This window comes from Pseudomonas sp. C8002, from assembly GCF_013385765.1.
Taxonomy (GTDB): Bacteria; Pseudomonadota; Gammaproteobacteria; order Pseudomonadales; family Pseudomonadaceae; genus Aquipseudomonas.
In genome coordinates, this window is sequence record NZ_JACAPJ010000012.1 from 42438 (window position 1) to 53798 (window position 11361).

Here is an 11361-nt window from a genome sequence, read left to right on the forward strand (position 1 = left end):
GGTCAATCGGCGGACAAGAACTGTTCCGCCGATACCACGCTCGCATAAGCAAACCCCAGCGACGACATAAACGCCGCATGCACCTGGGCTGCCGGCACGACGCTGCCATTGAATTCCAGGTCCCGCGTGGCGCAGGCATCGTGGATCACCGTCACGGTGTAGCCCAGGTCCGACGCGGCGCGCACCACGCCGTCGATGCACATATGGCTCATGCTGCCCACCACCACCAGTTCGGTGATGCTGCGTTGTTCCAGCAGGGCCCGCAGGTTGGTTTCGCGGAACGCATTGACGAAATGCTTGAGCACCACCGGCTCGTCGGCCTGGTTCAGCACCTTGGGGTGCAGGTGTGCACCTTCCGAGCCCGGGGTGAAGAAGGGGGCATCGTCGGAGGTGAATTCGTGGCGTACGTGAATCACCGTATCGCCTGCCTGGCGAAATGCCTGTAGCACTTGCTGCGCCTTGTCTGCCGCCGCGTCCACTCCGTCTAGCGGCCACTTGCCCTGGGGGAAGTAGTCGTTCTGGATATCGATTAGGATGAGCGCTTGCTTGGCCATGTTGGTTTCCTTGTGAGGGTTGATGCGTCCAGTATCCTGGCTGGCGTGACGCCTGGGGATTGGCCGCACCGACAATAACAGAGGGAAAACTGACAATGGCGATCGTCGAGCTCGGCGTGCTGATCTACAGTGGTGCGCAAATGGCCGCCGTGCATGGCTTGACCGACCTGTTCGCGGTCGCCAACCGGATTGCGACCGAGCATCAGTCGGAGCAACTGCCGTCCCTGCGCATCAGCCATTGGCAGGCTGAAACAGGCGGTGCGCCGACCCGTGTATTCGATAGCGAGCCCGGTAGCGGGGATAGGTTGACGGCCTTGCTGATTCCACCCTCCATTGCCGGCTTTTCCGAGGGCCAGGCGTCCGCCGAATTGCTGGATTGGCTGCGCCAGCAACATCGCTCCGGGACCATTCTGGGCGGGGTGTGCGTAGGTTCGATCCTGATGGCGGAAAGCGGCCTGTTGGACGGTCGCAGCGCCACCACGCACTGGACGTCGGCGAAAACCTTCGCCGCCCGTTATCCGGCGATTCGCCTGGAAGCCGACAAACCCATCGTCGACGACGGCGACTTGATCACCACCGCCGGCCTCATGGCCTGGTCCGAATTGGGCCTGCGCCTGGTGGACCGTTTGCTCGGCCCGAGCATCGCTGCCAGCACCGCGCGTTTCCTGGTGATCGAACACAGTGACAGCGCCAGTGAGTGCGGCAGTAACTTTGCGCCGATCCTTGCCCATGGCGACGCTGCGATTCTCAGGGTGCAACATTGGCTGCAGGCCAGCGGTGCGGTGGATGTTTCGTTGGCTGCCATGGCGCAGGAGGCGGGACTTGAGGAACGCACCTTCCTGCGACGGTTCCGCGCCGCCACCGGTTTGAAACCCACCGAATATTGCCAGCACCTGCGTGTCGGCAAGGCGCGCCAGATGCTCGAGTTCACCAACGGCACCATTGATCACATCGCCTGGACCGTGGGTTACCAGGACCCCGGCGCCTTCCGCGCCACCTTCAAGAAAATCACCGGGCTGGCGCCAAGCGACTACCGCAGCCGTTTCGGCGTAACGCCCTCCAAGGCCCAAGCCTGAATCGTGCAGAAAACCGCGACACCGGGATCACATCGTGCAGAATAAAACAGGCCAAGTGCTATCGCTTTTCCCGCAACTGATTGATTCCCCGCGCGTTTAAACAAACGCCGCCTTGGCTTGATCCCTGCTACCGTTTCCTTACACACATGGCAGCAGAGCCAAGGGGGACGCATGACCCCGACAAATCGCAAAAAAATCGTGGTGGCGCATTCAATCCGTCCGCAAGCGCCATTGCACGAAGTGGAGACCAACCGCGCCCTGGCCCGTTGGCTGGCGCACGTCCTCGGGCTCAAATATGGCGGCAGCTATAACCCTGAGCAGCACAGTGGGCGCGACCTCTATCTATTGCCCACTCAGACGCTGGTCGGCGCGGCCCAGGCACGGCAATTCGGCGTCAAAGGCCCTGAGGATCTGTGGGGCGGCTATGTCGATCACGATTTCATCTGCACCAAGGCCATCAGCCACGGTTTGCTGAATAAAAACGCGGTTGCGCCCGAAGGCTGGTCGCCGCTGTTTTCCGAGCGCATCCGCAATGTGGTGCTGGATGGGTTGAGTGTGCACGCCCTGGCAGATGCGCGGCCGGCGGCGACCCATTTGCTGTACACCGGCCCGATCCGTCTCAAGCCCGTGCATGCCTGCGCCGGTCGCGGCCAGGAAGTGATCCGCAGTCTCGACGAGTTCGACGCCATCCTCGCGCGCCCTGATGCGGCGCAATTGTTCAGCGACGGCGTGGTGCTGGAGCAGGACCTGAGTGACGTGGTCACCCACAGTGTCGGCCAGAGCTTTATCGGCGATCACGTCATCAGCTACTGCGGCGATCAATACCTGACCCGGGACGGGCAGGGCGAAGAGGTCTATGGTGGTTCCAACCTGTTGGTGGTCCAGGGCTACTACGAAGACCTGCTCAAGCTCGACCTGCCCGCTGACGTGCGCCTGGCCATCCAGCAAGCGCAGGTCTTCGATAACGCGGCGGATGAGGCCTATCCCGGGTTCTACGCCTCGCGGCGCAATTACGACATCGCCAAGGGCCTGGACAGCGACGGCCAACGCCGCAGCGGCGTGCTCGAGCAATCCTGGCGCATGGGCGGGGCCAGCAGCGCGGAAGTCGCGGCGCTGCAAAGCTTCGTCAACAATCCCGGGCTGCGGGCGATTTATGTCTCGTCGGTAGAAACCTACGTCGACCAGCCACTGCCGGCTGACGCGATCGAGGTGTACCGGGGCCCGGCAGAAAACAGCGACTTTCTTCTCAAGTACGTGACGGTCAAATCCTATGACGGCTAGAAGCGAAACCATTGCCATTGATATCGACGACGAACAGATGAGCGGGACCTTCCTCAGTCCCAAATCGAAAGTACCGGGGGTGTTGTTTGTGCACGGCTGGGGTGGGAGCCAGGAGCGTGACCTGGAACGTGCCAAGGGTATCGCCGGGCTCGGTTGTGTATGCCTTACATTCGACCTGCGCGGCCATGCCGGCAACGGCATTCCGTTATCCCGCGTCACCCGCGAAGACAACCTGCGCGACCTGCTCGCGGCCTACGACCGCCTGTTGTCACACCCGGCCATCGACACCTCGGCGGTGGCAGTGGTGGGCACCAGCTACGGCGGTTACCTGGCCGCCATCCTCACTTCGCTGCGCCCCGTGCGCTGGCTGGCTTTGCGGGTGCCGGCGCTGTACCGCGACCAGGAATGGCTCAAGCCCAAGCGCGACCTCGATAAAGCCGACCTGATGGATTATCGCGGCACCTTTGTGCACGCCGAAACCAATCGCGCCCTGCATGCTTGCGCGGCGTTTACCGGTGATGTGTTGATCGTGGAGTCGGAGACCGACGACCACGTGCCCCACGCCACCATCATGAGCTACCGCGCCGCCTGCCAGCAGACGCATTCGCTGACTCACCGGATTATCGACGGTGCGGATCATTCCCTGAGTGATCCGGTTTCCCAGCAGGCCTACACCTCGATCCTGGTGGACTGGATTACCGAGATGGTGGTGGGCGAGCGCTTGAGCATCATCCAGTCGTAGGCGTTTTCTTCACGCGCAATGCCTTGGCCTTGGCTTCGACCGCGAGGTACATCACCAGGGCCACCAGCAGCGGCAGGATGAAGTAGATTGCGCGGTAGGCGATCAGCCCCGCGAGCAGACTGCCGCGGGACGCTTCGTGCTGCAGCAAGGCAATGAAGACAGCCTCCAGCACACCAAGCCCCGCCGGGATGTGTGTGACCACTCCGGCAATGCTGCTGATCAGCAACACCCCGAGCACCACTGGGTAATCCAGCTGCTTGGGCAGCAGGGTAAAAATCACTGCTGCCATCAGCGACCAGTTCAGCGCGCCGAGCGCCAACTGCAACACTGCCATGCGCAGCGACGGCAGGCTGATTTCAATCCCGCGTATCGACCATGCGCGCTTTTTCGACAAGCGACAGGCCAGCAGGTAACCCAGGCTCGCCATTACCAACAGCACGCCGACGCCTTGCAACGCACCGCTGCTGAGCTTCCACCCCGGCGGCAATGTCACCAGCCCGCTGCTGAATACCGCGCCGGCGATCGCCATGTAGCCGAACCAGTTGGTGGCCAGGCTCAAGCCGAGGATCTTCGCGATGTTCCCGCTGCTCACCCCGAGTCGGGAATACAACCGATAGCGCATGGCAATGCCACCAACCCACGCGCTCAGGTTGAGGTTGAACGCATAGCTGATGATGCCCACCGGCAAAATCTGCTTCCAGCCCAACGGCTGGCGGATGTAGGTGCGGCCGATCAGGTCGAAGCACGAATACACCAGGAAACTGCACAGGGTCAGCGCACCCGCGATGAGCAGCGTGCGCAGCTTGAAGTCGCCCAGGGTGTCGAGCACTTCGCTCCAGTCGATACGCCGGGCGAGCAGGGTGAACAACACGATCAGCACCAGGAAAAACACCACCGTCAGCGGTTTTTTCCAGCGTTTCAAGAAGCCGGGGCGAGCGCTTTCTTCAGCGATGCGAGCTTGGGTCATGATCCGCACGCTCCTCAAGAACGAAGGGTTTCAACCTCGGCTTGTGGGCCGGCAACCAGCCGGTCCACGACGGAAAATGCCGCAGCACATGGAACACCACGAAACCCACGGTCACCCGCCAGAACCAGCCGCGAGGCGCGCGGTTTTCCGGCATGGTCTTGCAGTGGTTCTGGCTCAGATATTCCAGGCGCTCGAACAACTGCTGGTTGAAGGCACGATCACGAACCAGCACATTCGCCTCCAGGTTCAGCGACAGGCTCAGCGGGTCGAGATTGCTCGAACCCACCGTGCTCCACTCTTCATCCACCAGCGCCACCTTGCCGTGCAACGGACGCTGGCAGTACTCGTGGATCACCACGCCTTCCTTGAGCAAATAGTCATAGAGCATGCGTGCCGCCAGCTTGGCCAGCAGCACATCCGGCTGGCCCTGCATGATCAACTGCACGTGCACGCCGCGCCGCGCGGCATTACGAATTTCCCGCAGCAGGCGGTAGCCGGGAAAGAAATAGGCGTTGGCGATCACCACCCGCCGCTCGGCCTTGCGCAGGGCGTGCAGGTAGGCCTCTTCGATATCGGTACGGTGTTGCAGATTGTCCCGGTAGATCAGCCGTACCAGGCCATCGCCTTCGCCGGCAGCCCATGGCGACGGGCGTTGCTCGCGCCGCCAGCCGCGCCGCTTGCGCACACGCCGGCCACTTTGTGCGAGGGCGAAATGATGCAGGTCGGCGACTGCCGGGCCCTGCACCTGCACGGCATAATCCTGCTTGGCCTCGGGGCCGAAATCCCCCAGGTGATCCGCCGAGAAATTGATCCCGCCGATAAACGCCACACTGGCATCCACCACCACAATCTTGCGGTGCAGGCGGCGAAACCAGTTGGTGCGAAAACCCAATGTCTTGCTCGCCGGGTCGAACATCTGCACGGTCACGCCGGCCTGGCTCAATTCGCTGAGAAACCCCGGTGTCAGCTCGCCACAACCAAAGCCATCGAGGCTGGCGACGACCTTGACGCCACGCTGCGCCGCCTCGATCAAAATGCCTTTGAGCTCGTGGCCGACCTTGTCTTCGAAAAGGATAAAGGTCTCCAGCAAGATCTCCCGCTGGGCCTGGCGCATCGCCTCGAACACTTTGGGAAAGTAGGCCTCGCCGTTCTCCAGCAACTCGATCTGGTTACCGCTCTGCCAGCCGTAATCCAGGTCCCGGGCCACGGCATCGTCCGGCGGTTGGTCGGTCGCGATGTGTTCCACCGCGACCTTTTCCAGTGGTGCGCTGTTCATAACTCGATCTCCACCGACAGCGGCGCATGGTCCGACAAGTGTGACCACGGGCGGCTTGTCAGGACTTGGGGCTGATGCACCTTGAGGTTGCGCACATAGATGCGGTCCAGCGGCAGCAGCGGCAGGCGCGCCGGGAAGGTGCGGGCCGGCTTGCCGTGGGTTTCGATAAACACTTCCCGCAGCCCGCAGTGGGCGAGATCGGCGCGCTGGCGCCAGTCATTGAAATCACCGGCGACAATCACCGGCGCGTCGGCGGGAATCTCGGCGACCCGCTGCGCGATCAGGCGCAGTTGCTGCTGGCGATGGACTTCCCGCAGCCCCAGGTGCACGCAGATGGCATGCACGTCCTGCACGTTGCCCGGCAAGCGCAGCACGCAATGCAGCAGCCCGCGACTTTCGTGCCCGCTCTGGGAGATGTCGAGATTGTCGTAGCGGATGATCTGGAATTTCGACAGCAACGCATTACCGTGGTCGCCATGGGGATACACCGCGTTGCGACCGTAGGCGTATTGCGGCCAGATACTGTCGGCGAGGAACTCGTACTGCGGCATGCTCGGCCAGTTGCTGTAGCGCTTGGGATGGCGCTCGTGGGTGCCGTGGATTTCCTGGAGGAACACCACGTCGGCGGCCACGCTGCGGATCGCCTCGCGCAACTCGGGCAGGATGAAGCGCCGGTTGAGCGCGGTGAAGCCCTTGTGGGTATTGACCGTCAGCACCCTGAAGCGGGTGATGGTTTCGGTGGGCGTGGTTGGCATCAGCTCCGGATGGGTCATGGCAACACCCCCGTGTCCGGCAACTTGCCGGGTTCGGTGGCCAGTGCCTGGTCCAGGCCGAAACGCTGCAGTAATTGGCGCGCATCGAAGGGCGCGCGCACCTTGATGTCGTTATCGAAATAGCAAAACACGTCGCGTTGCTTGCGGGCGCGGGGTTTGTGCTTCGGGTCGATCAACTGTGCATCGGCGGGTTGTTTGCCGTGGCTCCAGCGTTCGATGCGATCGCCCCAGCGCTTGAGCGCTTCGGGCGTATAGCCGCTGGCATACAGCGCTTTGTCCCCATGCAGGCGCAGGTACACAAAGTTGGCCGTGACGTCTTCCAGGTAGGGCCACTTGCCGGCTGTGTCCGCCACCACCAGGGCCACGCCGTGCTTGTCGAGCATCTCGACAAATTCCGGCACGGCGAAACTCTTGTGGCGAATCTCCACCGCATGGCGCAGCGGCTTTTTACCGTGGGCTTGCAGGCTCGCCTTGCCGTTCAGGCGCGGCTCATGCTCGCGGGCGAGGGCGGCGGCCTGCTGGGTAGTGGTGGGTAATTCGGCGAGAAAGGCTTCAAACAACGGCGGGTCGAATTTGAAACTGGGCGGGAACTGCCAGAGGATCGGCCCGAGCTTTTCCTTGAGTTCCAGCACCCCGGAGGCGAAGAAATTCGCCATCGGCTTGTGCACCTCCCGCAGCCGCAGGATATGCGTGATATAGCGCGGCGCCTTGACGCTGAACACAAACCCTTCAGGCGTGTCGCCATACCATTCGGCATAGCGCTTGGGTGTTTGCAGCGCGTAGAACGAGCCGTTGATCTCGATGCTGTTGACCGCCCGTGAGGCAAACTGCAGCTCGCGCTTCTGGGTCAGGCCCTCGGGGTAGAAATCCCCCCGCCAGGGCGTGTAGCGCCAGCCGGAAATGCCGATATGAATCGCGGCCATGATGACTCCCGTGGGTTAACTGTGTGGTGACCTCCGTTTTTGGATGACTGTGAGGATCGGGAGAAAGTTTCGATGGTCCTACAGACGGCACCTCTCAAAATGTGGGAGCGGGCTTGCTCGCGAAGACGGTGGGTCAGTCGATATCTCTGTTGACTGACTTACCGCTTTCGCGAGCAAGCCCGCTCCCACATTGGGTTCTTTATCGCTGCGGGATCAGTGCCCGCCAACCACCCGGGTCGAACTTTCGGCATACACCGGCCCCAGCCGGTCAAGGCGTCCGCTCCAGGCCGTCAGCGCCAAGGCCACCAACACCACCGAACCGCCAATCCACGCCGTGTGGATCAAGCCCATGTGGGCGACGATCAGGCCGCCGGCCCACGCGCCACCGGCAATCCCCAAGTTGAACGCCGCGATGTTCAGGCCCGAGGCCACGTCCACCGCATTCGGCGTGTGATGTTCCGCCTGGCGCACCACATACACCTGCAAGCCCGGCACGTTGCCGAAAGCGACCGCGCCCCACACCAGCACAGTGGCCAGGGCCAGCCATGGGTTGCCTGCGGTAAAGGTCAGTACAAACAACACGGCAGCGAGCAGGGCAAAGATGATTTTCAGGGCGCTGATCGGGCCGCGTTTGTCGGCCAGCTTGCCGCCCCAGATATTACCGATGGCCACCGAGATGCCATACACCAGCAACACCAGGCTGACGGTGCCGGCGCTGAAGCCGGAGATGTCCTGAAGGATTGGCGCCAGGTAGGTGAACGCGATGAACGAGCCGCCGTAACCCACCGCCGTCATGGCGTACACCAGCAGCAGCCGTGGTTGTTTTAATACTTGCAGTTGTTGCAACAGTGACGCGGGTTTGCTGTGGGCGATGTTTTTCGGTACGTAGAGCAGGCTGCCGATAAACGCGATCAAGCCCAGGGCCGAGACGGCGAGGAAGGTTTCGCGCCAGCCGAAGTGCTGGCCGATAAACGTCCCCAGTGGCACACCGGTCACCAATGCGACGGTCAGGCCGGTAAACATGATGGCAATCGCGCTGGCGGCTTTTTCCTTGGGCACCAGGCTTGTGGCGATCGTGGAGCCAATCGAGAAAAACACCCCGTGGGCCAGGCCGGTGACGATCCGTGCCAGTACCAGGGACTCATAACTCGGCGCTTGCCAGGCCAGCAGGTTGCCGAGGGTGAACAGCACCATCAGCGACAACAACAGCAGTTTGCGTGGCACTTTGCCGGTGAGGGCGGTGAGTACCGGCGCGCCGATGGCCACGCCCAGGGCGTAAAGGCTGACCAGCAGGCCGGCGGACGGCAAGTCGACACCCAGGTCGGCGCCGATGGTGGGTAACAGGCCAACGATGACGAACTCGGTCGTCCCGATGGCAAAAGCGCTGAGGGTCAGCGCGAGCAAGGCAATGGGCATGGCTGCAACTCCGGTGTGTTTCAATCAGGAGCGCAGTCTCGGGGTTCGGCTTGTGCGGAAAAAGACAGGTATTGGCATTTGATATTTGCCTGGGGCGCACGGATCGACGCGCGTGGGGAACGATCAGGCGTCAAACCCGTCAGTTCCTTACAGACCCTTCTGAAGGAGCCCGGTGTTTTGTTGAATTTAAAGACTGTGCTACTGCTCGGCACGCTGCTGTTCTGCGGCAGCGGCGCGCTGCAAGCGGCCACCGCCCCCGCGGCTCCAGCGCCTGCCGCCCCGGCCCAGCCGGAACTGTTGGTAGAAGGCGGCCTGCTCGGCGCCATCAGCTCCAGCATCGATGATGTGCAGGACAAACTCGACCTCAACCAGAACCTGGTCGACGCCTGGCGGCTGCGGGCCGACCGGGCGGCGGATGAGGTGGACAAGCTGGTCAACCAGCCGTCCGAACGTTCCTCGTGGAGCGTAGCCGGGGATTTCCTGTTGTTGTCCGGGGTGTGGATCGGCGCGTTCGCCGCGCTGACCCTGCTGGGGCGCTTTATCGTCAAGCGCCTGAGCCTGCAGCGGCATATCGCACCGCGCCAGCGCCTCCAGGCGTTGCTGGGTTACCTGATTCCCTACACGATACCGGCGCTTATCTGCCTGCCATTGACGCTCTACGTCAGCCACTTCCTGCCCACCTCGGTGGGCCGTGCGCTGGCGCTGTGTTTTGCCTACGCCACCAGCAGCGGCATTTTCTCCACCTCGATCCTGTTGTGCGTGATCGTCATGTTCAACGTCGGCCACAAGCGCCCGGCGGTGAAGATTATTCGGGACTACTGCCCCAAGCCGCTGTTCCTGATCGGCTTCCTTGCCGCCCTCAGCGATGCGCTGACCAGCCCACAGATCGCCCGCCAACTGGGGGGCAATATCACCGCCAGCGTCGCGATCTTCACCGGGCTGTTTGCCTCGGTGATCTTCGGCATGCTGGTGATTCGCCTGCGCCGTCCGGTGGCGCATTTAATCCGCAATCGGCCCCTGGCCCAGCGCCTGAAACACCCGGCGGTGCAGCAATCCCTGCGGGTGTTTTCCGGCCTGTGGTATTGGCCGATCCTGCTGATGGTGCTGGTGTCGGCGATCAACCTGATCGGCGCCGGCGACGACAGCCAGAAAGCCCTGCGCTGTGCGCTGTTCACCACGATCCTGCTGATCGGCACGGTGTTCCTCAGCACGGTGTTGCAGCACCTGTTCCAGTCCCGCAGCACGGTGGCGGTGCAGCGCAGCAGTGCCTACAAGGAACGTTTCCTCAGCCTGCTGCACGCGCTGTTGCGCATCGTGATGGCCATCGCCTTTATCGAAATCCTCGGGCGTATCTGGGGCGTTTCGCTGTTTGAGTTTGCCCAGCGCAACTCCGTGGGCCGGGCCATCAGCGACTCCCTGAGCAGCATCGGTTTGATCCTGCTGGTGACCTGGCTGTTCTGGGTGGTGCTCGACACGGCGATTCAGGAAGCATTGAAACCCCCGGTCAACAAACGCTCCAGCCGCCAGCCCAGCACGCGGGTGAAAACCATCCTGCCACTGCTGCGCAACGCAGTGAAAATCATCCTGGTGGTGATCTGCGCGATCACCACCATGGCCAACCTGGGGATCAACGTCGCACCGCTGCTGGCGGGTGCCGGGGTGGTGGGCCTGGCCATTGGTTTTGGCTCCCAGCAACTGGTGCAGGATGTAATCACCGGGCTGTTCATCATCATCGAAGACACCCTGTCGATTGGCGATTGGGTGGTGCTCGACTCCGGCCACGCCGGTACCGTGGAGGGCCTGACCATCCGCACCCTGCGCCTGCGGGACGGCAAGGGGTTTGTGCATTCGGTGCCGTTCGGGCAGATCAAGGCCGTCACCAACCAGTCGCGGCAATTCGCCTATGCGTTCTTCTCGGTGCAGTTCACCTACGACACCGATGTCGACAAGGCCGTGGAACTGATTCGCGAGGCGGGGCAGTCGATCCGAGACGACGTGTTCCTCAAGTACAACCTGCAAGGGCCGCTGGAGGTATTTGGCGTCGACAAGATGGACCTCAACGGCGTGGTGCTGACGGCGCAGTTCCGCACGGTGTCGGGTGGGCAATATGCGGTGAGCCGCGCGTTTAACCAGCGCTTGAAAAAGCTTGTGGATAACTGTGCCTTTGTTCACTTCGCGCAAACTTATCCACAGCAGGTGATGCTGCCGCAGCGGGTCGGGCAGCAGGTGGATGAGCCGGAGGAAGAAGTGCCTTCGTCGGTGGTGCTCACTGAGCAGCCAAGAACCCAATAGTTTTGTGTTGAGGCCGCCGGCCTCTTCGCGAGCAAGCCCGCTCCCACATTCGATCCGGTTC

General features: G+C 62.3%; 10 protein-coding genes. 4 read left to right on the plus strand and 6 right to left on the minus strand.

Annotated features, from left to right (window positions below):
- Window positions 1-2: 2 nt before the first annotated feature.
- Window positions 3-554, minus strand: a complete 552-nt coding sequence (locus HX814_RS17975; protein WP_008436449.1) for a cysteine hydrolase family protein — start codon at window positions 552-554, stop codon at window positions 3-5.
- A 95-nt stretch (window positions 555-649) separates the two neighbouring features.
- On the opposite strand from HX814_RS17975, the gene HX814_RS17980 reads away from it, so the two are divergent.
- From HX814_RS17980 to HX814_RS17990, 3 genes are all read left to right on the plus strand, one after another.
- Window positions 650-1630 carry a GlxA family transcriptional regulator gene (locus HX814_RS17980; protein ID WP_177008884.1) on the plus strand — a complete coding sequence of 327 codons (981 nt, stop codon included), beginning with the start codon at window positions 650-652 and terminating at the stop codon, window positions 1628-1630.
- A 171-nt stretch (window positions 1631-1801) separates the two neighbouring features.
- Window positions 1802-2911: a DUF3182 family protein gene (locus tag HX814_RS17985; protein ID WP_177008883.1), complete on the plus strand. Its 1110-nt coding sequence runs from the start codon at window positions 1802-1804 to the stop codon at window positions 2909-2911.
- A complete protein-coding gene (locus HX814_RS17990; RefSeq protein WP_003210032.1) occupies window positions 2901-3653 on the plus strand; it encodes a S9 family peptidase in 753 nt (250 codons plus the stop codon). Before HX814_RS17985 ends, HX814_RS17990 begins: the two co-directional genes overlap by 11 nt.
- On the opposite strand, the gene HX814_RS17995 is transcribed toward HX814_RS17990, so the two are convergent.
- The 5 genes from HX814_RS17995 to HX814_RS18015 all read right to left on the minus strand — a co-directional run bounded on the left by HX814_RS17995 (window position 3640) and on the right by HX814_RS18015 (window position 9008).
- Window positions 3640-4620 (minus strand): lysylphosphatidylglycerol synthase domain-containing protein, encoded by a 981-nt coding sequence (locus HX814_RS17995; protein ID WP_102605438.1) that lies wholly within the window; start codon window positions 4618-4620, stop codon window positions 3640-3642. The two genes, HX814_RS17990 and HX814_RS17995, sit on opposite strands and share 14 nt — an antisense overlap.
- Entirely contained in the window at window positions 4598-5896 is a 1299-nt protein-coding gene (gene clsB, locus HX814_RS18000) for a cardiolipin synthase ClsB (RefSeq protein WP_003210028.1), read from the minus strand. Before clsB ends, HX814_RS17995 begins: the two co-directional genes overlap by 23 nt.
- The gene (locus HX814_RS18005) at window positions 5893-6669 is read right to left on the minus strand and encodes an endonuclease/exonuclease/phosphatase family protein (RefSeq protein WP_003210026.1); all 777 of its coding nucleotides are present in this window, start codon (window positions 6667-6669) and stop codon (window positions 5893-5895) included. The genes clsB and HX814_RS18005 overlap by 4 nt, the downstream gene beginning before the upstream one ends.
- Window positions 6666-7592 carry a DUF72 domain-containing protein gene (locus tag HX814_RS18010; RefSeq protein ID WP_177008882.1) on the minus strand — a complete coding sequence of 309 codons (927 nt, stop codon included), beginning with the start codon at window positions 7590-7592 and terminating at the stop codon, window positions 6666-6668. Before HX814_RS18010 ends, HX814_RS18005 begins: the two co-directional genes overlap by 4 nt.
- A gap of 213 nt (window positions 7593-7805) precedes the next feature.
- Window positions 7806-9008, minus strand: coding sequence for an MFS transporter (locus tag HX814_RS18015; protein WP_102369997.1), 1203 nt, complete (start codon window positions 9006-9008; stop codon window positions 7806-7808).
- Window positions 9009-9185: 177 nt separating this feature from the next.
- On the opposite strand from HX814_RS18015, the gene HX814_RS18020 reads away from it, so the two are divergent.
- Window positions 9186-11300 (plus strand): mechanosensitive ion channel family protein, encoded by a 2115-nt coding sequence (locus HX814_RS18020; RefSeq protein ID WP_087692343.1) that lies wholly within the window; start codon window positions 9186-9188, stop codon window positions 11298-11300.
- Window positions 11301-11361: the final 61 nt, after the last annotated feature.